16 protein-coding genes and 4 pseudogenes are annotated in these 26,013 nt (G+C 57.4%); 11 read left to right on the forward strand and 9 right to left on the reverse strand.

Annotated features, from left to right (window positions below):
- Nucleotides 1-34 precede the first annotated feature (34 nt).
- Nucleotides 35-760 carry a cyclic nucleotide-binding domain-containing protein gene (locus F8N21_RS06445; RefSeq protein WP_224788175.1) on the reverse strand — a complete coding sequence of 242 codons (726 nt, stop codon included), beginning with the start codon at nucleotides 758-760 and terminating at the stop codon, nucleotides 35-37.
- Nucleotides 761-1,036: 276 nt separating this feature from the next.
- Here F8N21_RS06445 and F8N21_RS30775 point away from each other — a divergent pair.
- A pseudogene (locus F8N21_RS30775) lies at nucleotides 1,037-1,135 on the forward strand (universal stress protein); the annotation flags it as partial.
- 84 nt (nucleotides 1,136-1,219) lie between these two features.
- Here the strand turns inward: F8N21_RS30775 and F8N21_RS06455 are convergent.
- Nucleotides 1,220-1,572 (reverse strand): annotated as a pseudogene (locus tag F8N21_RS06455) (transposase); the annotation flags it as partial.
- A 344-nt stretch (nucleotides 1,573-1,916) separates the two neighbouring features.
- A complete protein-coding gene (locus F8N21_RS06460; protein WP_150641326.1) occupies nucleotides 1,917-2,462 on the reverse strand; it encodes a cytochrome b in 546 nt (181 codons plus the stop codon).
- 223 nt (nucleotides 2,463-2,685) lie between these two features.
- On the opposite strand from F8N21_RS06460, the gene F8N21_RS06465 reads away from it, so the two are divergent.
- The 8 genes from F8N21_RS06465 to F8N21_RS06505 all read left to right on the forward strand — a co-directional run bounded on the left by F8N21_RS06465 (nucleotide 2,686) and on the right by F8N21_RS06505 (nucleotide 9,895).
- A complete protein-coding gene (locus F8N21_RS06465) occupies nucleotides 2,686-3,363 on the forward strand; it encodes a thermostable hemolysin (protein WP_150641327.1) in 678 nt (225 codons plus the stop codon).
- Nucleotides 3,353-4,834: an AMP-binding protein gene (locus F8N21_RS06470; RefSeq protein WP_150641328.1), complete on the forward strand. Its 1,482-nt coding sequence runs from the start codon at nucleotides 3,353-3,355 to the stop codon at nucleotides 4,832-4,834. The genes F8N21_RS06465 and F8N21_RS06470 overlap by 11 nt, the downstream gene beginning before the upstream one ends.
- A complete protein-coding gene (locus F8N21_RS06475) occupies nucleotides 4,831-5,523 on the forward strand; it encodes a TenA family transcriptional regulator (protein WP_150641329.1) in 693 nt (230 codons plus the stop codon). The genes F8N21_RS06470 and F8N21_RS06475 overlap by 4 nt, the downstream gene beginning before the upstream one ends.
- On the forward strand, nucleotides 5,510-6,319 hold the full coding sequence (locus F8N21_RS06480) for an SDR family oxidoreductase (protein ID WP_150641330.1): 810 nt from the start codon (nucleotides 5,510-5,512) through the stop codon (nucleotides 6,317-6,319). Before F8N21_RS06475 ends, F8N21_RS06480 begins: the two co-directional genes overlap by 14 nt.
- Entirely contained in the window at nucleotides 6,316-6,960 is a 645-nt protein-coding gene (locus tag F8N21_RS06485) for a tetratricopeptide repeat protein (RefSeq protein ID WP_150641331.1), read from the forward strand. The genes F8N21_RS06480 and F8N21_RS06485 overlap by 4 nt, the downstream gene beginning before the upstream one ends.
- An 11-nt stretch (nucleotides 6,961-6,971) precedes the next feature.
- Complete coding sequence (locus F8N21_RS06490) at nucleotides 6,972-7,634, forward strand: response regulator (RefSeq protein ID WP_150641332.1); 663 nt, start codon at nucleotides 6,972-6,974, stop codon at nucleotides 7,632-7,634.
- Complete coding sequence (locus tag F8N21_RS06495; protein ID WP_150641333.1) at nucleotides 7,631-8,998, forward strand: ATP-binding protein; 1,368 nt, start codon at nucleotides 7,631-7,633, stop codon at nucleotides 8,996-8,998. Before F8N21_RS06490 ends, F8N21_RS06495 begins: the two co-directional genes overlap by 4 nt.
- 303 nt (nucleotides 8,999-9,301) lie before the next feature.
- The gene (locus F8N21_RS06505; protein ID WP_412071620.1) at nucleotides 9,302-9,895 is read left to right on the forward strand and encodes a cytochrome d ubiquinol oxidase subunit II; all 594 of its coding nucleotides are present in this window, start codon (nucleotides 9,302-9,304) and stop codon (nucleotides 9,893-9,895) included.
- Here the strand turns inward: F8N21_RS06505 and F8N21_RS06510 are convergent.
- The gene (locus F8N21_RS06510) at nucleotides 9,890-11,395 is read right to left on the reverse strand and encodes an ATPase domain-containing protein (RefSeq protein WP_150641334.1); all 1,506 of its coding nucleotides are present in this window, start codon (nucleotides 11,393-11,395) and stop codon (nucleotides 9,890-9,892) included. The two genes, F8N21_RS06505 and F8N21_RS06510, sit on opposite strands and share 6 nt — an antisense overlap.
- Nucleotides 11,396-12,084: 689 nt before the next feature.
- Nucleotides 12,085-12,426, reverse strand: coding sequence for a helix-turn-helix domain-containing protein (locus F8N21_RS06520; RefSeq protein ID WP_150641347.1), 342 nt, complete (start codon nucleotides 12,424-12,426; stop codon nucleotides 12,085-12,087).
- Nucleotides 12,427-12,680: 254 nt separating this feature from the next.
- Here F8N21_RS06520 and F8N21_RS06525 point away from each other — a divergent pair, with 254 nt between their 5' ends.
- Nucleotides 12,681-12,878, forward strand: a complete 198-nt coding sequence (locus tag F8N21_RS06525) for a hypothetical protein (protein ID WP_150641335.1) — start codon at nucleotides 12,681-12,683, stop codon at nucleotides 12,876-12,878.
- Nucleotides 12,879-12,966: 88 nt separating this feature from the next.
- Here F8N21_RS06525 and F8N21_RS06530 read toward each other — a convergent pair.
- Nucleotides 12,967-13,372: pseudogene (locus F8N21_RS06530) on the reverse strand (response regulator).
- 459 nt (nucleotides 13,373-13,831) lie between these two features.
- Here F8N21_RS06530 and F8N21_RS06535 point away from each other — a divergent pair.
- Nucleotides 13,832-14,357, forward strand: a pseudogene (locus F8N21_RS06535) (tyrosine-type recombinase/integrase).
- Between the two features lie 425 nt (nucleotides 14,358-14,782).
- Here the strand turns inward: F8N21_RS06535 and F8N21_RS06540 are convergent.
- From F8N21_RS06540 to F8N21_RS06550, 3 genes are all read right to left on the reverse strand, one after another.
- The gene (locus tag F8N21_RS06540; RefSeq protein ID WP_150641336.1) at nucleotides 14,783-15,511 is read right to left on the reverse strand and encodes a Crp/Fnr family transcriptional regulator; all 729 of its coding nucleotides are present in this window, start codon (nucleotides 15,509-15,511) and stop codon (nucleotides 14,783-14,785) included.
- Between the two features lie 99 nt (nucleotides 15,512-15,610).
- Nucleotides 15,611-24,280 carry a GH36-type glycosyl hydrolase domain-containing protein gene (locus tag F8N21_RS06545; RefSeq protein WP_150641348.1) on the reverse strand — a complete coding sequence of 2,890 codons (8,670 nt, stop codon included), beginning with the start codon at nucleotides 24,278-24,280 and terminating at the stop codon, nucleotides 15,611-15,613.
- 587 nt (nucleotides 24,281-24,867) lie between these two features.
- Nucleotides 24,868-26,013 (reverse strand): TrkH family potassium uptake protein (locus F8N21_RS06550; RefSeq protein ID WP_150641337.1); only part of this gene is annotated, 1,146 nt, incomplete at its 5' end.

The raw sequence follows: 26,013 nt of genomic DNA on the forward strand, positions 1-26,013 counted from the left end.
CAATTGCCTTGAATGGTCAGGGTTTCAGGTCTTATTAGGCGATCAGTATGAGGTTTTCCACATTCGTCACCCCCGGGACTGCCCAAGCAGCATGCTCGGCAGCCTTGCGCTCTCGCCATAGGTGAACGCGGCCTTCGAGTTTCACCGTCGCCCCCTCCACCGTAACGCGGAGGTGGCGGGTATCCAACTCGCCTGGAGAAACTCGCTCTGGAGCTACCGTCACTTCAGCACAATCTGAACAAGATACTGAGCCGGGAAATCGTGCGCGATCACGACATGCTAATGATGCTGGGCAACATGAACTCGGATGAGCGCCTGGCGGCCTTTCTGCTGAACCTGTCGCAGCGCTTGGGTGTGCGTGGTTACTCGTCCAGGGAGTTTGTACTGAAGATGCGCAGTGGATGGGGCAGACTTCGCTGTCCTCCAGCGCCAACGCATTGCAGGCATGCAGGTCGGTGCTGATGGCGTCCAGGCCGAGCATTTCGCCGGGCATTTGGAACCCGGTGACCTGCTCGCGGCCATCGAGCGACAGCACGCTGGTCTTGAATGAGCCAATGCGGACCGCATACAGCGAGCGCAACGGCTCGCCTGCGCGGTACAAGGCTGCGCCTTTTTTAACCTTGAAGCGTTGCACGATCAGGGTGTCCAGCCGCTCGACTTCCTCACCGGTCAGACCAATCGGCAGGCACAGCTCCAATACGGTGCAGCTGGAGCACGTCGTCTTGAGGGCGTGAATTTGTAACGGCCGGGTGTCAGGCATGAGATTCGGCCCTTCAATTGGTTGATTCAGAATAGTCGCTGAGCGCCGGTAGAACATTTCATTCGGTTGTTTGCGGGAGCGGAGGCGACGAATGGGAATGCCCCGGCTCTGGCTGAATTGATCGACATTGATAGAAACGTGCGGCGAGTGCAGGGACGTTGCCTTCAAGTTCAATAGCCTGCCATTAATTGATAAAAATCAGAGGGGCCCATGGAATAACGTCAGATATTTACGCAATAACCTGATGCTTTCCAACCGCTCCAAACTGAGGGAATCACAATGGTTGTGCTGGGCACGGTCTATCGTCGCGGGATTGACATGTTCATTGGTAGCACGGCCGAAAGTGTGTTGAACCGCGCACCCTGTAGTTTGACGAGCACCCGGCAAACAACAGATGTTCCTCCAGCTGGAACAACGACTCATCGACCCGAGCGGGACGCCAGGCCAGTGCCAGAATGCGCCTTTGACCAAGCCTGCGTCCACAGCGACGCAGTACTTCATTAAACAACCAGCGAAGCAGATCACTGTCCCGAAAACGGCCGTGTCGATTTTTGGGAAAAGTAGAGTGGTTGGGTACTTTATCTTCAAGGCTCAACCGGAAAAACCAGCGATGCGCCAGGTTTAAATGGGTCGTCGCACAACCGCCGGTCTGAGCGAATACCGTAGCAATAGCCCACGATTAGCATGTGGATCATCAGTTCAGGATCAATCGACGGACGCCCAATCGGGCTATAGAAATCGGCGAGGTAATGGCGCAGATCGCTCAGATCGAGACATTGATCAATGCTGCGCAGAAGGTGATTTGAGATGATGAGTCAGAGATTCACAACAAGAGTCGATCATCTTGGACAGTTCAATGTAGATCAGTTAGGGGCATTCAAGTCGGCAGAGTTCGGTTCTGGCCGATTCTTGCCCATCACGACTGACCGAAATCGACCCGGGCTGTGTAAAAACGCATGCACGCTTTGAAGTCTGCGTTACTACTAAAAACTGCCAGCGTTTGGTTAACCAGCAGACCTGAAATTTGTCCGGGATCGCGATTTTCGTTCCAGTTCTGACTGTCAAACCTGCTCTAAAACGTTTCACACAGCCTCGACCCGAGGCTGACATTGGGCGATGCCAGTAAAACCGGGGCATTGACATCGCAATGCAAGGGTTACAGGCGCTTGGGTAATATCCGCGCAAGGGCGTTATCGCCGATCCAGTAATGATGATAAAGCCCCGCGCCGGCGTGTAATCCGATCAGCCAGTACCCGGCATTGCCAATCAACTCATGCCACTCTTTGAATTGTTTGGTCAGTGTGGAATCCAGACCGATCGGCGAGGGCAGGGCGAACCTGAACCAGGGAACCGGTTTACCGGCGGCACTGAGCATCAGCCAAGCCAATATCGGTGTGGCGATCATCAGCACGTACAGCGCCAGGTGGCTCAGGCGTCCCAGTGCGGTCTGCCAGACCGGCGGAGAGGGCAGAATCGGCGGACGTGGTTTCAAGCGGCCTAGCAAGCGGATCCAGACCAAGGCAAAAATCGCCATTCCAAACAGGGCATGAGCACCCAGCAGTGGAGCCTTCAAGCCATGACCGCGTGGTAGCAGCCCTTTGATCTCAATGCAGCCGTAGACACCGACAAACAGCGCCAGCATCAGCCAGTGCAGAGTGATTGATAGTCTTGCATAGCGTTGCGGCAATAAATCCGGGTTCATAAGCGGACCTCGTGGGTGTCGTTGCAAGCCGTCCGCGTCATTGCGGTAGCAAGAGAAGCCAAGTGATTCAGCTAATCAGCTTGTTGGTCTACGACACCTTGGCTCGGCAGTCTTAAGGCAGCCTGAAGACTGCGCCCCCTTTATCTTGATGCACCTCCTTCAGACTCCCTTAAGAATCACGACTGATACTCCACCCTGATTATTCACGGGAGGAGTTCTTCCAATGCCCGGTTTCGACTGGAACATCCGTTTACCCCTGCATTTCGGCAATGCTGAGACGCCCGTCATGAGTCTGCTCAGGGTATTGCCCAATGATGAGTCGCGCCCGACATTCGAGGCTTTTATTCAGCAGCGTTTTCGTCAGGCCCATGGCGCCGAGATTCGCCATTTCATGCCTGAACTGTTCGGGCTCAAAAACGCAGCGGGCACGCTTAATGCGGTGGTTGGCGTGCGGTTGGCCAGTGCCGGGGCGATGTTTCTCGAGCGCTACCTGGACGATCCGATCGAGCCGCAGATTGGTGCGGCTGCCGATCGCCCGGTTGACCGTACGAGCATTGTCGAGGTTGGCAATCTTGCCGCCGTCGATACCGGCAGCGCCCGCCTGAGCATCGTCGCCATGACCTATGTGCTGGCGATGGGCGGTCTGGAGTGGGTGGCGTTTACCGGCAGCATCGGCCTGGTCAACAGCTTCCATCGCCTGGGCTTGCGGCCCGTAACGCTGTGCGTCGCCGATCCACAGCGCCTGGGGGAAGACCGACACGCCTGGGGCAGTTACTACCAGAGTCAGCCGTCCGTGCATGTGGGCAATATTCGCGCCGGCTTCATTCACTTGCGCAATATGGGGATGTTCAACCGCCTCGGTTTGCCGTCGTCGCTCGAGGAAACCAGTCATGTCGCCTGAAGTACTGCGATTCCAGCAGACACTACGCAAACATGCCGAACAAAAGACCAACGCCCTGGCGATATGGGGTAATGAGTTGCGGCTGGACTACGCCACGCTGTACGCGGAGGTGGTCTATCGGCAACAACGCCTGCGAGATGAACGGGTTGGTGTAGTAGCCCTGGTCCTGGAGAACGGCGCGGACGCCATGCTCTGGGATCTTGCGGTGCTGTTCGAAGGGCTGACCTGTCTGACATTGCCGGGCTTCTTCAGTCCTGCCCAGCGTAGTTACTGTCTGGAGCAGAGCCAGGCGCAACTGGTCATCGCCGAGGCTGATCTGGCCCCTGAGCTGGAACTCGCCGGTTATGTGAAGCGCGGCGAATTCTGGCACCGATCGTTCACCGGTCCCAGGCGCATCCCCGAGGGCACTGCAAAGCTTACGTTCACTTCCGGCACCACCGGCACCCCGAAAGGCGTCTGCCTGAGTGCCGACAGCCTGCTGACGGTTGCTCGCGAGCTGGATCAAGCCAGCCGGCCCAACGACCCGCGCCATCACTTGGCGTTGCTACCGATGGCGATCCTGCTGGAAAACCTCGGTTGTTACGCTGCGCTGTATGCCGGTGCCACCTTGAGCCTGCCGAGCCAGCGAACATTGGGGATTCAAGGGGCAAGCGGGGTGGACGTTCCGAAGCTGCTCGGCTGTCTGGCCCGGCGCAAACCTGAAAGCTTGATTCTGGTACCGCAATTGTTGCTGCTGCTGGTCAAGGCTGCCGAGAAAAAAACCTTCAATTTCGCGACATTGCGCTTTGCTGCGGTGGGTGGCGCCCGGGTCTCGCTGGACCTGCTGCAACGGGCACAACGTCTTGGTCTGCCGGTTTACGAGGGCTATGGCTTGTCCGAATGCGCCTCGGTGGTGTGTCTCAACCGGCCAGGTGCTCTGCGCCCCGGCAGCGTCGGCAAACCCTTGCCGCAAGTGCAGGTTCGTCTGGCCGAGGACGGCGAAGTACTGATCAGCGGTTCACCGATGCTGGGTTACCTGGGGGAGGCGCCTGAGTCCGGTGACTGGTGGCACAGTGGTGATCTGGGTGAGTTCGACGCCGAAGGCTTTCTCTATCTCAAAGGCCGCAAGAAGCACCAGTTCGTCACCAGTTTTGGCCGCAATGTGAACCCCGAATGGGTCGAGGCTGAATTGACCCAGCGCAGCCACATCGCCCAGGCATTCGTCTATGGCGAAGCACTGCCGAGTAACCATGCATTGCTGTGGCCGCACACCGCGCAGTGCACCGACAGTGAGCTCGACGCCGCAGTGGCACAGGCCAATCAGGCGTTGCCCGATTATGCCCAGGTTCACCATTGGACCCGTCTCGATCAACCCTTTACGCCAGCCAACGGCTTGCTCACTGCGAACGGCCGCCCCCGTCGCGAAGCCATTGTCGAACACTACCGGCAATGGCTCACCTCATCCGTCCCCTCCGAGGAATCTACATCATGAGTTTCTTCGACACCCTGCAAGAGGCGACTCAGCAGGAGCGTCACACCTTGTTCAACCTGCCCGTCATCCGCGATGCGCTTGCCGGGCAAGTCAGCCTGGAAAGTTATCAGGCCTTTCTGACCCAGGCTTATTACCACGTCCGCCACACCGTCCCGCTGATGATGGCCTGCGGTGCGCGCCTGCCGGTTCGCCTCGAATGGTTGCGCGGTGCGGTCTGCGAATACATCGAAGAAGAGTACGGTCATGAACAATGGGTACTCGATGACATCGTCGCTTGTGGCGGTAACAGGGACGTCGTCATAGCAGGCCGGCCCGGGCTACCGATCGAGTTGATGGTCAGCTTTCTTTACGACTTGATCGGGCGGGGTAACCCGGTGGGTCTGTTCGGCATGGTCAATGTACTGGAAGGCACCAGCATCGCGCTGGCGACCCATGCCGCCGATAGCATTCGGGAGCGACTCGAACTGCCTGCAACCGCCTTCAGCTACCTCAGTTCTCACGGTGCGCTGGATGTGGAACACATGCAGACCTATCGCCGGCTGATGAATCGCCTGGAGGATGCGGCCGACCAGGCCGCGGTGATTCATGCCTCCAGGGTTGTCTACAAGCTCTACACCGACATGTTCCGCGAGTTGCCCGGCGTGACACCCAGGTCCGGAACCGGGGAGACCGCGCATGCGTCTTTCTGAAGTACGGGTCGTATTGACCGGGGCCAGCGGCGGTATTGGGCTGGCTATCACTCGCGCGCTGTGTGCCAGTGGCGCCCATGTCCTGGCGGTGTCACGACACAGAGAACCTCTGGAACCCTTGCTGGCTCTTTATCCCGACCAGCTTTGGTGGATCGCCGCGGACCTGACCTGCATCACCGACCGACGCAAGGTCCTCGCCGCAGCCAAAGCCATCGGTGGCGTGAATATGCTGATCAACGCTGCTGGCACCAACCATTTCGCCATGCTTGAACAGTTGGAGGATGACGAAATCACCTCGATGCTGGCCCTGAACATCAGCGCGCCGATTTGCCTGACCCGTACGTTATTGCCGCTGCTCAAGGAGGCTGAAACCGCGATGGTGGTGAATGTCGGATCGATCTACGGCTCCATCGGCTATCCGGGGTACGCCAGCTACTGCGCCAGCAAGTTCGCTCTGCGGGGTTTCTCCGAGGCCTTGCGTCGTGAACTGGCGGATACCCGGGTCGGCGTTCTGTATGTCGCTCCCCGGGCCACTCGTACATCAATGAACAGTCCCGCTGCACAAGCCTTGAACGATGCGCTGAAGTCCAGTGTCGACGACCCGAAAACCGTTGCCAACGCGGTGGTCCATGCCATTGCCGGGGATCATCGGGATCTTTACCTGGGCTGGCCTGAGCGCTTCTTCGTACGCTTGAACAGCCTGCTGCCCAATCTGGTGGACCGTGGCTTGCGCAAGCAACTGCCATTGATTCGCCGACTCAGCCACCCGCAAGAAAGCGAGAAGCCCAAACCATGAAAAAGATGATTTTCTGTGTCCTTCTAGGCGTGTCAAGCGGCGCCGCATGGGCACTCGACAGTGTGGATCAACAGCGTCTTGCCAGCATTCAGCACAGCTGGGCGCACATCCAATACGAGTTGCCGGCCGCACAGCGTACCGCAGCCTTTGAAAAGCTCGCCGGGGAAGCGACAGCCTTTACTCAGGCCCGCCAGAATGCCGCCGAAGCCTGGATCTGGTCCGGCATCGTCACTAGCAGTTGGGCGGGTGCGCAGGGCGGATTGGGCGCGCTGAGCAAGGTCAAGGCCGCCCGTGTCGACTTCGAAAAAGCCCTGGCGCTGGAGCCGCATGCCCTGCAAGGCTCGGCCTATACCAGCCTGGCGGCGCTGTATGATCGAGTGCCTGGCTGGCCCATCGGTTTTGGTGACGCGGACAAAGCCGAGCAACTGTTGAAACAAGCCTTGGCACTCAACCCCGATGGCATCGACAGTCTGTACTTCTGGGGTGACCATCTCTATCGTCAAGGTCGTTACGGCGAAGCCAAGGCGGCCTTGCTCAAGGCTCTGCAAGCGCCCGCCCGTCCAGGACGGGAAGTGGCGGATAGTGGTCGGCGCCAGGAGATTCAGGCGCTGCTGGTCGATGTCGGTAAAAAACTGAACTGACAGGAGTCTGAGTGCGCCTATTACTGATTGAAGATGACGTTGCTTTGGGCGAGGGTATTCACCAGGCCCTGAGTCGAGAGGGGTACACCGTCGACTGGCTGAAAGACGGCAGCAGCGCCTTGCATTCGCTGCTCAGTGAAACCTTTGACCTGGCGGTACTCGACCTCGGCCTGCCACGGATGGACGGCCTTGAAGTGTTGCGTCGCTTGCGCCAGAGCGGGTCGAACCTGCCGGTGCTGATTCTCACGGCACGTGATGCCACCGAAGACCGTATTGCCGGTCTGGATGCCGGCGCCGATGATTACCTGGTCAAACCCTTCGACCTGGCTGAATTGAAAGCCCGGCTGCGGGCGCTTTTGCGCCGCAGTGCCGGCCGCGCTCGAGTGATGATCGAGCATGCCGGTATCTGTCTGGATCCCAGTACCCAGCAGGTGACCTATCACGACCAAGCCGTGGCGCTGACTCCCAAGGAATACCAGCTACTCTACGAATTGCTGTCGCCTCCGGGGCGGGTGATGACCCGTGAGCGGTTGATGCAGTTGCTATACGGGTGGAACGAAGAAGCGGAGAGCAACACCCTGGAGGTGCACATACATCATCTGCGCAAGAAATTTTCCACGGATTTGATCCGCACCATTCGCGGTGTCGGCTACCTGGTGGAAGAGCGCCGATGATGTCCATCAGGCGCCGGACACTGATACTGATCCTCGGGCTGTTGTTCGTCGGCCTGTTGATTATCAGTGTGTTCAATCTCCACGACAGCAAGCATGAAATTGATGAAGTCTATGATGCCCAATTGGCCCAGAACGCACGTTTGTTGCAAGGCGTCATGCGCATGCCGATGGCCAGCAAGGAGCACGCCGAGCTTTATCAGGCCTTCAATCAGGCGTTGAGCCTGGCGACCCCGAAAATCGACGGTCACCCCTATGAAAGCAAGATCGCTTTCCAGGTATGGAATTCGCGAGGTGAACTGCTGGTTCACACAGCCAGTGCTCCGTCCTTTACTTCCACGCCGATCAAGCCGGGCTTCAGCGATGTGGTTGACCTGAAGAACCATACATGGCGGGCATTTGTGCTGGATGACAGCCAATACGGCCTGAAAGTCTGGGTCGGTGAGCGCGATGATGTGCGCGCCGATCTGGTTGATCGCATCGTTCGCCACACGCTGGTGCCCAATCTGATCGGTAGCCTGATTCTCGCCGCAGTGATTTGGTTGGCCATCGGCTGGGGCCTCAAGCCTTTGGCGAATATGGCGGCAACTTTGCGTGCGCGGCATTCGGGTTCCCTTGACCCGTTGCAACTGATGCCTTTGCCCAGTGAACTTGAACCCATGCAGGCAGCCCTCAATCGCTTGCTGGTGCAAATCCGCGAGGTGCTGGCACGTGAGCGACGCTTTATTGCCGATGCTGCCCATGAGATGCGTACACCTCTGGCGGTGCTCCGGGTTCATGCGCAGAACTTGCTGGAGGCGGGGACCGAGGAAGAACGCCGCGAATCGCTCGAGTATTTGATCGTCGGCGTGGACCGCACCAGTCGGCTGGTTAACCAGTTGCTCACCATGGCCCGCCTTGAACCGCAATCAGGTGCTCCGCAGCTGCAATACATCGACCTGGTGGCCACGGTTCGCGAAGGTCTGGTTCAGCTGACGCCCTGGTTATTGAGCAAGGGGCTGGAACTGGCTTTCGATGTCAGCGACGGGGTTTATCGGGTCAAGGCCGATGCCGCGGCCATTGACATTGCGCTGAACAATCTGGTGACAAATGCAGCGAACTTCTCTCCGGAACACGGGGTCATCACCGTGCGGCTGGCAAAGAACCAGGGACATTTCGAGCTGTCTGTCGACGATCAGGGACCTGGCATTGACGAAGCCGAACGTGATCGGCTTTTCGAGCGGTTCTACAGCCGCGCAAATGACCAGGGTGCGGGTCTGGGGCTGACCATCGTGCAGACCATCGCCACACGCCTGGGCGGTCAGATCAGGCTGGAGAATCGACCTTGCGGGGGACTTCGCGCGACCCTGGAAATCAGTCATTCATAACGTCGATTTCATATTGTGAATGTCTGTATATGGACTCCTCCTCATTGCAAGCCCCTTTGCTTTGGCACTCGAGCCGACTGCACACGTATATTCGGCCTCTAAATACGGCATCGTTTCGATGCAGGGCCATGATGGGCTATTGTGCTTTTCGCACTTAGACATTAAAGGGTTTTGTCGACGCCGGTTCGACCGGTTTGCCATCGTTCAGGTTGCTTCGCAATCGTGGTGAAGAGTTGTTTCTCTCGTAGATCACGTCGGGTAGATAGATCAGGCCGCTGCCTGATCCGGTTGGTAATCAGTGCCGTGACGCAGCATCGCCCAAGCAATGCGCGCAGTTTTGTTGGCCAGCGCAATAGCAGCAACCACATTGGGATGCGATCGCTCGGCTATCTGGCACATCGCACTGAAGGTGCAATTCAAGCCAGGGCAATTAAAGGTTCAATTGGCGCGGCGATCGTACTGGTGTGCTCATTCATCGTTGCCGGTATCTGGCTGCAATCCATAGATGGCTATCGCATCACGTCAGTCGTTGATACCCCCGGACTGCCCGACATTCTCAACAAGTCAGTGGTGCGCGAAACGGGAGCCTGGATGGCCAACTATGGTCATTATCCTTTGTTGTGGCTGTTGCCCGTACTGGGGTTGGTTGGCGCGGCAGGTGCCGCCATATTACTGATGATGCGTCGCACACTTTCGGCGTTTGTTGCCTCATCGCTTGCGGTGATCGGAGTCATCAGCACGGCGGGCGTCTCGATGTTTCCATTCCAGTATTCAGCACCTCCTGCTCCAATGCTGCGAGCTTTACGCGAGCCTCCTGAGTTCGTTGAACAAGGAGAGCCAACTCGCTGTTTACGATGGACAGAGCTTGCTTGTCGTTGCCATCCATCCCGCTCATAAAAGGGGCTCACGATTACCCGTTTCAGACTGCTGTATCGGTTGTTGGTGCTTTTTCTGAGTCGGCCTGCCACCCAGTATCCCTTCTTGATCCACGAGCATCTCGCCTATACGAATGCCTTGAGCGTCGATACGGTACACACGTAACTGATCGGAATGGGCGCTGGCACGAACTTTTACCACCGCCATGATCCGCAGTAATCGACTATCGACTTCTATGTAACGCTGCACAATGATCGCGTCGGTTAAAAAAGCTGTGCCGTAGGGACTGAAGCGAAGGTCGGTATAGCGATCTTCAAGCTCCGAAGTCATCAGTACGGTGACACCTGCACTGGTCAATGAGCTGACTAGGCACGAAAGCGACTCCCGGAAGTCCTCTCGGAACGTCGGCGCCAACGACAGTTCGAAACCCGACAGAGAGTCGATGACCACTCGGCTGGCGCCAAGGCGTTCGATCTCTTGAAGAAGCTGGTGGACAATCTCCTCAATCGACAAATCGGGTGAACGACTGTCTACCAGACCCACCTGGCCAGTTTTGATTAGGTTTGCCAGCGTGGCGTTTTGCGAGTGATCCGGGCGCTGCTCGAACACCGCTATTACACCGGTTTCTCCTAACCGTGCCCCTTCCGCGAGGAAGGTTGTTGCGAGGATACTTTTTCCAGAACCGGATGGGCCCGCCACCAAGAGTGAATAACCGCGTGGCAAGCCACCACCGAGCATTTCGTCTAAGTCTGGCACTCCCATCGACAGGCGCGAATCGAGTACAGGCAACCTCTCAAAGGGTTTGCTTGTTTTGATCTGGTTGACTGCAGGGGCGTATATCTTGATACCAGCGTTACTGATACGAAAAGAGTGCAAGCCAGGTAGCGTCGGTTGGCCGCGCATTTTCATGATCTCTATTTTGCGCACCATAGAATTACGCTGAACGCTCTGGCGCAGCCAGATCAGGCCATCGGCCACGGTGAAAATCGGATTGGTGTCGGTTTCGGTGAAGTATTCGCCAATCAGGAAGGTGGTCGCCTGCCATGTGGTCATCAACATGCCCAGTTGCTGAATAAACTGCGGCAGGTTGTTGTTCGGATTGGCTTGAGTCTGGCTCACCAGCACCACCGAACGGAACGAGTCGACGAACACCAGTGACGGGCCGTGGGCCTCGACCTCGCTGACGATGCGCCGCAGCACTTCATCCAGATCGCCCGTCAGCGTGTCGTCAGACAGGTTGATGTAGCGGATCGAATGGTTGATTACGTCACTGTCGAAGAAATCGAACTGCTGCTGATAGCGCAGCATTTTCAGTGGCGGCTCGCCCAAAACTGTAAAGAACAGCGCCGGGCGTTCAGGCGTTGCGAGGGCGAACATCATCTGATGGGCCAAGGTGGTCTTCCCGCAACCTGGAGGCCCGGCGATCAAGTTGAACGAAAACTCCGGCAATCCTCCGCCAAGCACCTCGTCCAGTCCTGGCACGCCGGTGGCCAAGCGGTTGATTGTCACTTTGGTGGTCATGGCGAAGTATCCTGCGATGAGGTGTCGCTTAAAGATTTCTCCCACACGGAGCGAAGCAAGCGCTCGGAAAGAGAAGATCCGATGAGCGATGACAGTAGGTCGTTGAAGGTCTTCAGCAAGTCGTCGCCGTAGAGTGTGGCCATGTCGCTGCTTTGCTGCGCGAGCAGAGATCTCAGCCAGGCAAAATCGGGATCTGAGCTTTCATTAAAGTTGCAAAGGCATTGGTGACGTGAGGAGCACAGATGGAGGCTGCGTCTGTAGAGCGCAGCAACTCCTCCCTGGCCAAGGATAGGGGTGAGAACAATGTACACATCTCTCAGGGTTGCCACGATCGCGTTGGCGACTTCCTCTGCGCTAGGGGCTTCCCCAGCTCGCCGAGCAGTCGATGTCGCGATCCTACGGGTCTCGTCGCTTTCCATGGACATGCGTCACTTCGTGGATGCGAATAGCTTGGATGGTACACCCTACAAACCCCACGACTGAGCTAATTCGAGCTCGAAGGTTTTGTATGGTCGGTGAATTTGATTCCCAGGTTTTTATTCGGGATTTGACGTGCCTAGCGCTAATTGTGCCGATAAATATCCATTTGATCCGTGCTCCTCAAGGAGCTCAAAGACTTGCGCTACTGCCCTTATGAGAATCCGCATGATCTTGTTCGTCCTGAAACTGAGGCCTGTAGTACTACCGCATTAGGAGTCACTGTTGCCCGGGGCCGAGAACTCAGCAAGCGATGACGCAAGCCGTGCAATGGCATTTCGATCGCCTTGGTTAAGGCGGCGATAATTCGCGATGACTTGGGTTTCTTCATCGGGCAGAGCTTCTTGAAACCGGGACTTCTTCCCCGTCAAAAGGTAGAGAACGTCAACGCCCCCGATGGCGATGGCCGTCAAGTAGTCGGCCCTGGGGAACCGAGATCCCTTCTCGTACTTGCTTTGGGCGTTTGCCAAAACACCTCCCAGAGCGCCGAGCTCTTGCTGGGAGAGGCCCAGAGCCGTGCGCTCCTCTTTCAATCGGTTACCGAACGTCTTCATTTTAGTAGCCTGCTCCATGAGTTCGGCCAAAAATCATAGCCATATTGAATATGGCTGCGCCGACCCGAGGATGGGCGCGCAAATGCAGCAACAGGGATTGCGCCCTCACACTGGCTGACTGATCGTGTGAGTGCAGGTGGTGGTACGCAGCAATGGTATTGATCCCCGATAAAAGGCTCAATATTTTTCCAGCGCGCTCACTAAAATAGTAGAAACGAGCGCGGCTCGAAAGGGTAGATCGGAGGTTGATCAGAATGGACACGGAGAGGCTAAAGCTCGCCACCCGCGTGCTGATAGACGCCATGATTGAAGAACTCGATGAAGACGATCGGTTGTATGAGAAGGGCTTTACGGATGGTTACATCGCCGCGTTGGTAGACTTCGCGGGCCTCAGCTTCATCGATGGGAGAGCGTTGATGGAAGAGGCTACGCAAGCCTATCTCAAACGGTGATTGCACAATGTCATAGCCGAATTACCGTAATGCCTGTGCGGGCCCGAATGACAGTGTGTCCGTTTTGCGTCGAAAGCGGCTCGCCAGACTATTCGACCGGTCCAGGGGACAATTTCAATGCATTTTTTACGCAGTCAAGCATTTGTCCTATCGCCCAAGGTTTCCGTATAAATGAGACTGGGCGCTTCACACCTGAGCTTTCGGGCGTTTCGAAACCAGACATAATCAATAGAGGAATGGTCGGCCATCGGCTATCTGCCAGGTTGGCCAAGGCTGCACCGTTCAAACTCCCCGGCATGGTGATGTTCTGTCAGTAAAAGACACACGTTGTCTGCATAGCGATCAAGAAATTCCATCGCCGCGTCTGCGCTACCCTTCGCTTCAGTCGTGAACCCTTCTTGTTGCAATATCTCACATAAGAATTCGAGAATTACCGGCTCGTCCTCAACGACAAGAATCAATGCGGAAGGAGTGCGCTTTCGCTCCCTGTTGATATTGGGTTCATGAGAACTCCACTCCTTGACTACGTGAGCGATTTGCTGGAAACGCTCGTCACCTAAAGTTATGAGCGGTGACTTACCCCCAAAATTCATTCTTTCAGCGAACATGAAATAGGCCATCAATGTACGCTTTCCACGGAAAACGACGTCGAGCAGCAGCACCGCAGATTACTCACAGCTGGGAGCCCCGATGCCAAATCGAGATATTGTATGAGCGAGGGCAACGTACGAATCGACCAAATCTTATGCCACATTGACTGACTGCTTTGGGTCCGTTTCACGACCATTAGGGGTGTGCGGCTCCTTTCGAATCGACAGGTGCAATGGTTGGAGTTCCTTCACTAGGAGGTACTCGTCATGACCACACCAAACGCCAGTCAAAGACGCCAGTCTTGGAACAAAAGTAAGCTGGTCAGGCAAAAGGCCCCGCTTCGACTGAAAGACAACTGAGCCATCCGTGTCCGTTTGCAGATTTACCAAAAAACTCGAGATCTAGCGCTTTTTGATCTGGCCATCGACAGTAAGTTGCAGGCATGTGATCTGGTCAAGCTCCGTGTACGGGACATTGCACATGGTGATCGAGTGTCGTCACGGGCATTCAAGATGCGGCAGAAAACTCAGCGACCTGTACAGTTCGAGATCACCGAGCAGACAAGAGGCGCGGTCGAGAAATGGATCCACCAAGCAGCGCTTCGTAATGAGGACTTTCTGTTTCGGAGCCGCCTACGCGACTCTCAACATCTGTCGACTCGGCAGTACGCTCGAATTGTCCATGCTTGGGTAGTATCAATAGGCCTAGACTCCTCAGCCTATCGGACTCACACGATGCGCAGAACCAAGGCGAGCCTAATCTACTGACGGACGAAGAACCTTAGGACAGTACAACTGCTTTCGGGCATACGAAACTAGAGAGTACCGTCCGATCCTAGGTATCGAAGTAGATGACGCTCTGGAGATGGCAGAGCAAACGGAGGTCTGATCCACTTCACCCGGTGGCGATCACCTTGGTCGCTATCCGGCCAAATGCAGTCCTGCGTTTGACCGACTCAACGACGGTGGAGCACCTTCGCTGAGCCGGAAATTGAATGGCACACATCCCACCCTCCAAAAAACCCAAACTGCCTCCCGGCACGAGGTAACGGACGTCAGACTTATGGCGTGACGATGTTGATCCAAAACGGGAACGTAAGCGCCGAGGTGTTTGATGACAACGAGTCTCGAAGATTTTCGATTCCAAACTCACCAGTTTCTGATAGAACTTGAAACCACGACGACAGAGATATTGAAGCTGGTGTGCTGAGGTTGATGGGTTCAGGCCACGGGGAGTTTTGCGTTCTTTTTGAAGTTCTAGGGGTCATTGTTGCGGTCTGTTCGCGACAGGACAGAGCGAGGGAGGGCTTCGAATCAATCAGAGCGGTGCACGGGAAGGTAGGGGAGTAAGCGGTCGGTTTCATTTCTGACCACGGCGTAACACTCGCAGCTCAGCTGCTCAAGCTTAGGTCTGTCTAGCACGTTGATGCGGCCGCGACTGTATTCGATCACGCCCTGCCTTTGAAGTTTGCCCGCTGCATCGGTAACACCCTCGCGGCGAACGCCGAGCATATTGGCAATCAGCTCTTGAGTCATGGTCAACTGATTACCAGGCAAGCGATCAAGCGAAAGCAAGAGCCAGCGGCACAACTGCTGATCTATCGAGTGGTGGCGGTTACATGCTGCGGTCTGGGCCATCTGCGTGATTAATGCCTGGGTGTAGCGCAGCATAAACAGCAGCATTTCGCCATGACGATTGAACTCATCCTTGAGTCGCGGCCCTGGCAGTTGGAAAGCATGCCCGGCACTTTGCACAACCGCCCGGCTAGACGTACTTTCACCGCCCATGAACACACCAATGCCCACCAGACCTTCATTGCCAACCACTGCGATTTCCGCGCAGGCTCCGCTTTCCATTACAGAGAGCAGTGAAACGATAGAGTCGGTAGGGAAGTAGACATGGCGAAGCGTATCTCCAGACTCGTACAGCACCTTGCCGAGGGGCAAGGAGATCAGTTCAAGGTCAGGGAGGAGGCGGTTCTGGACTTGGTCAGGGAGTGCGGCAAGCAGATAGTTCTGTTGTGACTTGAGTGCATCGAACATATAACGCCACCGTTCAGAGAATGAGTCCTTTCTCTCTCAGCCTAGTTCAAAACGGGTGCTCTGTGCGCTATCGCTCAGAGCCCCCTGTTACAACTGCCGTTAAGAAGTTGATGTGGCGCACCCCTCACTAACCGCCGTAGATTTCGGACAAGTCGCCAAAATGCGGTGTTCGATCCCATCGTCCAGCAGTCCTAACGTCGCATCCGTGAGTAGCGTGCCATCTAGGCTGAGTGTGTGCGTTGCGTCTTCGTTTTGGCGCACCTCGATGTGATAGAGGGTCGCACCGAACCAATAATGGAGCGTGAAGCCAGGCCAATTGGCTGGCAGCACCGGTTCAATGCGCAGCGAGTTGGCGCAGCGTGTCAGTCCCAGCAGTGATTCAACGATCAGGCGATACGTCCAGCCCGCCGAGCCGGTGTACCAAGTCCATCCGCCGCGTCCTGTATGGGGCGCAACCCCGTAGACATCGGCGGCCATCACGTAAGGCTCAACCTTGTACGTTTCGATTTGTGCAGCGCTGCGACGGCTGATGGGATTGATCATGCGCAGCAGCTCCCATGCCTTGTCGCTGTCACCGAGACGGGCGAAAGCCATACTTGCCCAAACGGCAGCGTGAGTGTACTGGCCTCCGTTCTCGCGTACGCCAGGTACGTAGCCTTTGATGTAGCCGGGATCCAGTGCACCCTTGTCGAACGGCGGGTCCAGTAATAACACCACGCCGGTATCGCGCCGGACCAAGTGCAAATCCAGTGAATCCATCGCAGTTCGGCGCCGTACCTGCGACGCAGCCCCGGAGAGCACCGACCAGCTTTGCGCTATGGAGTCGATACGACATTCCTCGTTATTCGCAGAGCCCAATACCTGGCCATCGTCGAAGTAAGCGCGGCGGTACCAAGCGCCATCCCAACCCTGATTTTCCAGGCTCACACGCAAGGTCGCCGCCTGGTCAGTACAACGCTGGGCGAAGACAATGTCGCCTTCCAACTGCGCAGTACTGGAGAATTGCAGCAGCACCTCGTAGCCGAAGAAGCCAAGCCACACGCTCTCACCAAGGCCTTGCTCGCCGACTCGATTCATTCCGTCATTCCAGTCTCCGCCCCCCATCAACGGCAGCCCATGGGATCCGCGTCTGAGGCCATGCTCAATAGCGCGCACGCAATGTTGGTAGAGGCTTTCCTGGAGTTGCGAACTGCCAGGCAAATCGTAGTAGGAGTCTTCGCCAGCATTCAGTGCGCGTCCCTCGATATAACCCACCACTTCGCTCAGCACGCTACGATCACCTGTGATGTACACGTAGCGGCTGGTTGCCAGAGGCAGCCAAAGAAAGTCGTCGGAACAGCCCGTTCGCACACCCCGACTTTGCGGTGGATGCCACCAGTGTTGTACATCGCCTTCGGGGTATTGATGTGCGGCGCAGAGCAGTAGGTGGCGGCGCGCGGCAGCCGGGTCGGCATGAATCATTGCCATGCTGTCCTGCAACTGATCACGAAAGCCAATGGCTCCGCCGGATTGGTAATAACCGCTGCGCGCCCAGAAGCGGCACGCGATGACCTGATACATCAGCCAGCCGTTGACCAGCACATCGATGGCTGGATCGGGAGTCTGAATTTGTATGGCCCCCAAAGTCGTGTGCCAATGCATACGCACAGCGTCCAGTTCGCCCGTCGTGGCCTTGGCGCCGCGGTATTTCTGCACCAGGTGGGTGGCTGATTTGGCGTCCTGCTCGGCACCGAGACGGAACACCACGTCCTGGCTTTCGCCGTCCGCCAGCTCCAGTGCGACCTGCATCGCTGCGCACGGGTCGAAACCACCACCACAGCGTCCAGACAGTCGGGCACGAGTCAGTGCTGCCGGAGTTTGCAGGTTTCCGTTGCGACCAAGAAATTCCGCACGATCACCACTAAAACTGCGCCCCGTCGAGTCCGTGTCGAGAAAGGCGACGCGACCGGAGAACTCGATCGAAAAGGCATTGCGCGCAAACAGCGCGCCACTGAATGGGTCCACCTCCGTGACCACATGCATGGCCGACTTGCTGCGCAAATCCCCCAGTACCCACTCCACGTAGCACGTTGCCGACAAACGCCGCGGCCGGCCGCTGGTATTGCGAATTTTCAGGCGCGAGAATTTGATCGGTGCATCCAGCGCCACATAGACCCACAACTCGGTATGGATGCCGTCCTCTTCATACTCGAATACGCTGTAGCCGAAACCGTGGCGAGTAAGGTAAAGGCCGCTACCTGGGCAGGGTTGCGGGGTCGGCGACCAAAAGTGTCCTGTATCTTCGTCGCGCAGGTACAACGCCTCACCGCTGGGGTCAGAGATCGGGTCGTTATGCCACGGGGTGAGACGATATTCGTGAGCATTCTCGCTCCAGGTGTAAGCACCGCCGCGTTCAGAAATCACCGTGCCGAATTGCGCGTTGGCCAGCACGTTGGCCCAGGGCGCTGGTGTGGGTTTGCCTGGCCGCAGGATCACTACGAATTCGTTACCGTCCGGGCTGAAGCCACCGTAGGGATTGTTCAATATCAAGGGAGGGTCGTTTTGTGCGGCACAGACCATGGGTGGTTGCTCCACTCGCACAAGACTCGGTTCGAGCCTGGGGAGCAGAGGGTCCGCGCGGCGCCGATGGACCTGATCGGCCAGGCTGCCGTGGCCATCGTTGAGTACCAGCCGGGCCACCGATAGCATCAGTGTCCGGTCCTCGTTCGACAACTGCTGCGCCGGCCGCACAAAAATCCCGCCAGGACGGTCGACCAGGCTCGCTTCACTGCCCGAGGTGACCAGTCCCATAATCAGGTCCTGCAGTTGCTGCCGATAGCCGGCCTGGTCCTCGTTCCAGATCACCAGATCTACCGACAGGCCTTTCTGACGCCAATAGGCATGAGCTTTGACCATCTGCTGTACAAACTCGATGTTGGCCAGATCGCTGATCTGCAGCAGCACGATGGGCAAGTCACCCGATATCGCCTGGCCCCAGAGGCCGGACTGGTTGCGCCGGTTGGCCACCAGCACGCTGCTCTCGGCCCGCAATGCGGCGTTGGCATAGATGATCGACGCGGCCATCTGTTCGAACAGACGCGCGTCGGCCAGTGACGCGTTGAGCTGGCGCAGCAGCACCTGGCTATGGGTCCAGGCCAGGTCAAAGACGCGATCGGCCAGATGACGGTCGCGATACTTGTCGATCAGGTGCAGGCAGTTGTCACGGCTGTCGGCAAGGCCAGTAACCAGGTCGATGGTCGCCGTCTGACCGGGGTTCAGGGTGATGCGACAACGTATCGCTACAATCGGATCAAGTACCGGGCCGGCGGTTCCTGACAATTCTTCAACCTCATCGTCCATTGCCGCCGGGGCCACGACACTGCGCCCACGACCGATAAAGCGCGCGCGGTCGGTCTCGTAGGAGATCGCATCGACATGTACACCGTGCGCTGCCAGCAAATGACACATCCAGGGTACTGTTTCCTGGCTGGAGCGCGGTCGACGGGTGCAGATGATTGCCTGCAGCGCGCGCAACAGTTCGGTCTGCACGAACAGATTGCTGAAGGCCGGGTGTATCGCGTCGCTGATGGCCGAAGCCAGCACTACCTCGGCGTAGCTGGTGAGTTCTATGCTGCGGCGCACCCGCGCACGGTTGGTGATGTGCAGGCGGCGCAACTCGATGTCGTCCTCCGGTGATACGACGATTTCGGTATGAGTGTCGAAGTCTTGCTCACGTACACGGAATTCGGCACGGGCATCAGTGAAGATGGCTTCGTAGCTTTCCGGTTGGCGCAACGTCGGTTGGTGCGCGGCAGACCAGAATGTGCCGCTTGCAACATCGCGCAGGTAGCAGAACATACCCCAGTTATCGCAGGTGAAGTCTTCATGCCAGCGGGTAACCGCAATTTCGTTGCTACGGCTGTAACCTGCGCCTGCACTGCTGACCATCACATGGTAGCGACCGTTGGAGAGCAACTGCACCGCAGGGCGTTTGCGGTCAGGATCGGTAAAGACCCGCAGCTTGGTTTCATGTATTCGTGATGCCCGGTCCGCAGCCGGCGCGCTTGAGACATGCAGGTATTGCGCGGCGGTCTTCGGCACACGCTCCTGTAACAGCAGGGCGGTCGCCTGGAATTGTGGGTCGGATTCGAAACGTCGCTGCATTGGCCGGTCAAGTAGCAGGCACGTCAGCGCGAGCAGGCTCATACCCTGATGGTGCGCCATGAAGGAATAGACGACTGCGCAACGCTGTCCGCGCTGCAAGCGCGCTTCGGTAAAGTCCACGGCTTCATACAGGCCGTAGCGCCCGGCCAGGCCTAGCGCGGAAAGTCGCTGCAGGTTCCGGCACGAGGCTTCGGGGGCCACCATCAGCGCCAGGGCGCTGGCATAGGGAGCTACAACGGTGTCCTCGCCAAGGCCTCGTTTGAGTCCCAGGCCTGGTACACCGAATGCGCGATACTGGTAGTTGAAGTGAGCATCCTGAATGTTGTAACCCGACTCGGAAACCCCCCAGGGAATACCCAACTGATTGCCGTGCTCTATCTGCAAGGCGACCGCTGAGCGGCAGGTCTGGTCGAGCAGGGTGCCTTCATAGTTGGGCATTACCAGCATGGGCATCAGGTACTCGAACATCGAGCCGGACCAGGACAGCAGCACGGGTAGGCCACCGTTGCTGCTGAGCAGTCTTCCAAGGCTGAACCAGCCTTCCTGAGGTAACTGGCCTTGGGCGATAACCACAAAGTTGGTCAGTCGCACCTCCGAGGCCAGCAAGTCGTAATAACCGGTATCCAGCTTGCGCTCGTCGGCGTTATAGCCAATGGCGAAAAGATCGCGCGGGGCATCATAGAGAAAGGTGAAGTCCATGTTCGCCATGGCGCCGACCAGATTGGCCAGGCGGGTAACCGTGGCAATGCGCTGTGCAGCCAGGCGCTGCACAGACGTCACTTGAGCCTGCTGAGCCGGCAACCAGCGAGCGACATCGAGTTGCGCCAACTGGCGCCAGCTGAGTGCCAATGGCTCGGCCCTGTCGATGGCGGGCGGCAACCTGAAGCGCAGCAGTTCGGCCTGCAGATCCTGACATTGCGCGTACAGCGCCTCGAGCCAGAAGGCGGCCTCGCCGACCGTCGCCAAGTGGCTGAGGGCAGTGGGTGCGCTGATGCGCTCCAGCAAGGTCAGGAGAGTCTCGATGGCTTCGTCAGGGCTCGAAACAACCCGAACCTGCGCCACGAGCGCTTCGCTTTGTAGCGTTCGCACGTCGTGGTCGTCCAGGCCCGCGGCGAGGAGGGCGTCTTGCAGCACATCCAGGGAGTCGATCAGCCCGTTGACCACCCGCAGATCAAGCAGTGGCGCATCCATCAAGTCCAGCAGCCCAGGGCGCAAGGTCAGTAGCAGTCCTGCCAGATTCCCGCTATCCACCGTCGATACGTAGTGCGGTGGCAAGGGCTTGAGCGTCAAGGTGTCATACCAGTTGTAGAAGTGCCGGCGGTAGCTCTCCAGGCCGGCCATGCTGGACAAGGACTGATCGAGGCGTTCCAGCAGCCGTTCACCACTCAGATAGCCAAAGTCGTGCGCGGCCAGGTGGGACAGCAGCGCCATGCCCATGTTGGTCGGCGATGTACGATGTGCAGTGGCAGGGTGGGGCTGCTCCTGGATGTTGTCAGGGGGCAACCAGTTGTCGGCCGGACCGACGTATTGATCGAAGTACGCCCAGGTTTTGCGCGCCAGGGATCGCAGAAAGCGCAGCTCCTGCGCTGAAGGATTGAACTCCACCCGGGGGGAAGGCCGGCTGAGCCACCAGGCGACGGCCGGGCTCGCAAGCCACAGCAGCAAAAATGGTCCGGCCAAGGCAAGCACATTCGGAGTGGGTAGTAACAGTGCAGAAAGGACCACCGCCAGCAATGGGGCGATCCACATTCCACGGTATAGATCAGACAGTTTGTTGCTGTTGCTGCGTTCCACTTCCCGTGAAGGGTCCCACTGCAACAGACGGCGCTTGCTGATCAGCATGCGCCATAGCGTACGGCCGATTGCATCCAGGCTGTATAAGGCTTCGAACGGCAGCCAGACCAGAGGAAGTACCGCCCGCGCAAAGTGTTGGCTGGAGGCGCCCAGGGCCGCCGTCAAATGCTGCTCGATCGGAACGTCGACGGTTTTTTGCATCAGCTCCTGCAAGGCGCTCGACAGCGGTTGGATCAGTACCAGGATAAGCACCGCGAAGGTCCATGAAAAAGACTGCATTGCTCCAAGCCAGCCCCACAGCAACATTGCCAGGAAAGCTGGCGGCTCCAGACTGCGCCGAAGATTGTCAAAAATTTTCCAGCGAGCCACGGCGCAAAGGCGATTGCGCTCCAGCCCTCCACCTGCCCTGGGCGTCCAGGGCATGACCCATGGCAACAACTGCCAGTCCCCGCGAATCCAGCGATGCCGGCGCTTGACGTCGGCGCTGTAACGGGCGGGGTATTCTTCGAACAGTTGCACGTCGCTGAGTAACCCCGAGCGGGCATAACAACCCTCGATCAGGTCGTGGCTAAGAATGCGGTTTTCCGGGAAACAGCCTTCCAGAGCGTGCTCGAAAGCATCCACGGCGTAGATCCCTTTGCCAATGAATGAACCCTGCTGGAAAAGATCCTGATAGACGTCCGAAACAGCGCGAGTGTAGGGATCGACACCTGCATCGCTCCCGAATAGCCGGGCATAGGAAGAGCGCGCAGTGCTCGGCAGACTGATGCCTACTCGCGGTTGCAAAATCGCATAACCGCTGCTGATATGGCCCTGATGCGGATCGAACACGGGATGGTTCAGCGGGTGCTCCATCGCGCCGATGCATTGCTGCGCAACATTGCGCGGTAGTTGGGTATCAGTGTCGAGTGTGAACACGTAACGAACGGGAGTAAGTGTCTGGATATCGCCAACGATCAGTGAAAAGTACTCTTGGTCACGGCCTCGCAGCAGGGCATTGAGCTCGGCGAGTTTGCCGCGTTTGCGCTCATAGCCCATCCAGGTCTGCTCTGCCTCGTTCCAGCGTCTTGGTCGGTGCAACAGGAAAAAGCGGTCATTGTGTGGATCGGGGTATTTCTGATTTAACGCTTCTATCAGCCGCCGTGCCAGCAACATCAGGCTTGCATCCTGCTCCAGCTCCTGGGTGGGGGCATCCATGAAATCGGTGAGCAGAGCGAAGTGCAGATTGGCATCCCGATTGGCCAGAAAGCGTACTTCCAGGCCTTCGACCAACTCTTCAATATCTTCGCAATGAGCTATCAGGGTGGGAATGACCACCAACGTGCGCGCGTGCACCGGGATACCCCGGCTGTAGTCCAGTCGGGGAAGAATGCAGGGGGGCATGGTGAGAGTGACCAGAAAATTGACCAGGCCGATAGCCAGGTGGCTGGATATCAGCAGCGTGGGTATCGCGAGCAATGCCAGCAGGTATCCAGGTCTTGCGTCGCGATAAACGGCCTCAAGGAAAGGCCAGGCGAACAGCGTTGACAGGATCAGCACCAGACCCATGTAGACGGTCAGTGGAGCGTTAAGCAGCAGGCGTTGCCATTTCACGCCCAAGGGTACTCGAGCGGCGATTCGATGCTCGAGCTCATTGAGTCCAGGGCCCACCAGGTAGTAACCCACATGTCCGGCCACGTCGCCCTCGGGCGGGAGCCTTACTCGGGCATCGGCCAGGGCGATGGCCGCTTGCGCGACGCCTTCTTCAGCCTGGTCACAGTTCTTCGCCAAACGTTCGACCACATGCCGATAGTGATCACGGGTAGCGAAATCCATCCGCGCGTAGATCCCTGCCGGGTCCGTGCGCAACACCTGCTCGACGTGGCTCAGATGTTCGACGAACTCCTGCCAGTCGGTGGCCGACAGCAGACGCAAGCTGGCGATGCTGTTGCTAATGGACACCTGATCGGCAGCTTGCTGCTGGGCATCCACCTGCACCAGACGCTCGATATTGAGTCCTGACTCGCTGAGCACCTGCTCGATCCAGGCCAATGGCAGTATCAGCGCGGCACTTTGCCCTTGTAGCCGTCGCGCCAGTTCAGCGACGAATGATGAGCTCATCGGCGGCCCCGAGCGCGCCATGTCAGCCACCGTCAGAACCACGCTTTTGGCATCCCGTTCGGCGGTTTCGATCAAGTGATCGGCCCAGTCATTGGCCAGGTTGCGGTCATCCCAGTTCGCCATGACTCGCGAGGCTACTCGCCGCAGATTCTCGATCAGTGCCAGGCGCAGCATGATCGGAATCGCCCACAATTCGCCGAGCGTGAGTGGTGTGATCGTCTGATAGAACACTACAAAACGGCTCAGACTCTCCTCATCGACCCTGCCGTCACCATGTGAAATGGTCTCCAGAGCGATGTCGTAGACCCGTGGCAATCCGGCCGACGGGCCATCGGCTAATCGCGGCAACTCACGGCTGTAGCCTCGGGGTAGGTGAGATTTGGTGGTGCGGATTTGTTCTTCGACCAGGTAATAATTGTCCAGCAACCATTCCGCTGCCGGTGTTGCACGCCGGGCGGACAACGGTGCCGCAGTGAGCGCCTTGCAGCAACTGGCTAGTGTCGCCTCGTTGTCGGCCAGGCGCGCCAGCATCGAGTCTTTTGCCGTGCGGCCACTAATACGGTGCTGTTGGGCCAGTAGAGTTCCATGGCTGGCCATCTGTTCGGCGCTGAACAACTCCGAGCGCAGCAGTGGTTCGTACTCGAATTTACGACGTGATTCGCTCCACTGGCGATAGTAAGCGACAGGCAGACGCCAGAACCGGAAGAGTACATTAGTCCAATGACTGTCCATGTTTCCTTGCATGACACTCTCTCGACGAATGGCTTGATGAGGGTGGCAGTGCTCCGACGCCGCTCGTGACCTGATGGCTGCGTCACGAGCAGCACACAACTACGGCAGGCTTCGAGTCTGCCAAAGGAGTTGGCCGATGTCTGTATGTTAGCGAGCATAGCTGCGTCAGCGGCTGATCGGAATGTAATGTCCACCTGGCTTGCGATATAGCTGACGTTGGCGTCACACCGTCGCAGAGCAGGGGTTGAGAGCGCACTTCACTACGTCGCGCCGGTAGGGGAAAAGAAGAATATATTCAGCGCGGGATGCGCAATATCGCACCATATCTCCATGATGAGCGGGTTCCTGTTTAAACAAACTTCCAGACAAGGAAATCGAATGAGCATTCGTGTGTTTCAACGCGCCACGCACCAGCAACTGACTGGTCTGAACGTCCCAAGCACCGCCGCATTTCTGGACGACCTAGGCTCCTCAAAAAAGACCGCTGCACCCATGCGTGTGGACAGGTCGCCAAATTAAAGCGCGCCTGGATGTCAGCTTTTCGCCCACGGCGGGCGGGCATAAAAAACGCGCTCCTACCAACCCAATTAGTACCTCCAAAAGACGGGTGTGAGCAGCACCAGCACGGTCAAAATTTCAAGCCTTCCCAAGAGCATGCCGACAGTCAACAGCCATTTTGCTGCATCCGGCAAAGTCGAGAAGTTGCCCGCAGGACCAATGATCGTGCCCAGTCCGGGACCAACGTTGCATACTGCGGTAGCAGCACCGCTTAAAGCAGTCGTCCAATCAAGACCGATCAGCGCCAACCCCAGGGCAATGCCACCGATGGTGATGGTGAAAAAGAATGAAAAGGTCAAGAGCGAGCGCGCGATGTCTTCGTCAATAGGATGGCCGTTGTATTTTTTCCGAATCACCGCACGAGGATGAATCAGTTGTTTCAGGCTGCCCAATAGCAATGAGGAGGCGACCTGAAAGCGGAATATTTTAAGCCCTCCCGCCGTAGACCCAGAGCAGCCGCCGACGAAGGTCAAATAGAAAAACAGCAAAACAGAAAAGCTGCCCCATAAGGTGTAATCCCCGAGGGCTAAACCCGTGGTCGTGACCACCGAGGTTACATTGACGGCCACGATACGAAACGCTTCCCACCAGCTGTAGTCACTGTTAAAGCACAACCACGTACCAAATATCAGCCAGGTAATCACCAGAAACCCAATGAACCCTCGCACCTGATGGTCTTTTAATAATGCACGTCTGTTGCCCCGTAGTGTGGCGACATACAAGGTGAAGGGCAGGCTGCCGAGTATCATGACGACCACGGATACCCAATGAATAGCCGGTTGAGGCCAGTGCGCCAGGGATGCATCCGAGGTTGAAAAGCCGCCCGTTGAAATAAATGACATCGCATGATTGATCGCTTCGAAAGGCGTCATGCCCGCTACCCATAGCGCCAGAGCGGACACCCCGGTCAACCCTAGGTAGAGCACCAGAATATATTTCGCCGCGACGTGAGAGCGTGGTGTCACTTTCTCTGACCAGTCTGAAGATTCTGTCTGAAACAAACGCATGCCGCCGACTCGCAACAAAGGCAAAATCGCCACTGCCATGCCGATAAAACCAATTCCCCCGAGCCAGTGCAGCATCGAGCGCCAAATCAGTAATCCTGGTGACGCGGTATCCAGCCCCGTCAAAATCGTCGAGCCGGTGGTGGTGATGCCGGACATCGTTTCAAAAAA

The organism is Pseudomonas fluorescens, assembly GCF_902497895.1.
In the GTDB taxonomy this organism is placed as follows: domain Bacteria; phylum Pseudomonadota; class Gammaproteobacteria; order Pseudomonadales; family Pseudomonadaceae; genus Aquipseudomonas; species Aquipseudomonas fluorescens_BP.

Excerpts from the sequence above, each read along its gene's own strand:
- F8N21_RS06445 (WP_224788175.1), bottom strand. The coding sequence starts at position 760 with ATGCCTGACACCCGGCCGTTACAAATTCACGCCCTCAAGACGACGTGC.
- F8N21_RS06465 (WP_150641327.1), top strand. The coding sequence starts at position 2,686 with ATGCCCGGTTTCGACTGGAACATCCGTTTACCCCTGCATTTCGGCAAT.
- F8N21_RS06475 (WP_150641329.1), top strand. The coding sequence starts at position 4,831 with ATGAGTTTCTTCGACACCCTGCAAGAGGCGACTCAGCAGGAGCGTCAC.
- F8N21_RS06525 (WP_150641335.1), top strand. The coding sequence starts at position 12,681 with ATGGACACGGAGAGGCTAAAGCTCGCCACCCGCGTGCTGATAGACGCC.
- F8N21_RS06470 (WP_150641328.1), top strand. The coding sequence starts at position 3,353 with ATGTCGCCTGAAGTACTGCGATTCCAGCAGACACTACGCAAACATGCC.
- F8N21_RS06540 (WP_150641336.1), bottom strand. The coding sequence starts at position 15,511 with ATGTTCGATGCACTCAAGTCACAACAGAACTATCTGCTTGCCGCACTC.
- F8N21_RS06495 (WP_150641333.1), top strand. The coding sequence starts at position 7,631 with ATGATGTCCATCAGGCGCCGGACACTGATACTGATCCTCGGGCTGTTG.
- F8N21_RS06545 (WP_150641348.1), bottom strand. The coding sequence starts at position 24,280 with ATGGACAGTCATTGGACTAATGTACTCTTCCGGTTCTGGCGTCTGCCT.
- F8N21_RS06520 (WP_150641347.1), bottom strand. The coding sequence starts at position 12,426 with ATGAAGACGTTCGGTAACCGATTGAAAGAGGAGCGCACGGCTCTGGGC.
- F8N21_RS06480 (WP_150641330.1), top strand. The coding sequence starts at position 5,510 with ATGCGTCTTTCTGAAGTACGGGTCGTATTGACCGGGGCCAGCGGCGGT.
- F8N21_RS06510 (WP_150641334.1), bottom strand. The coding sequence starts at position 11,395 with ATGACCACCAAAGTGACAATCAACCGCTTGGCCACCGGCGTGCCAGGA.
- F8N21_RS06485 (WP_150641331.1), top strand. The coding sequence starts at position 6,316 with ATGAAAAAGATGATTTTCTGTGTCCTTCTAGGCGTGTCAAGCGGCGCC.
- F8N21_RS06460 (WP_150641326.1), bottom strand. The coding sequence starts at position 2,462 with ATGAACCCGGATTTATTGCCGCAACGCTATGCAAGACTATCAATCACT.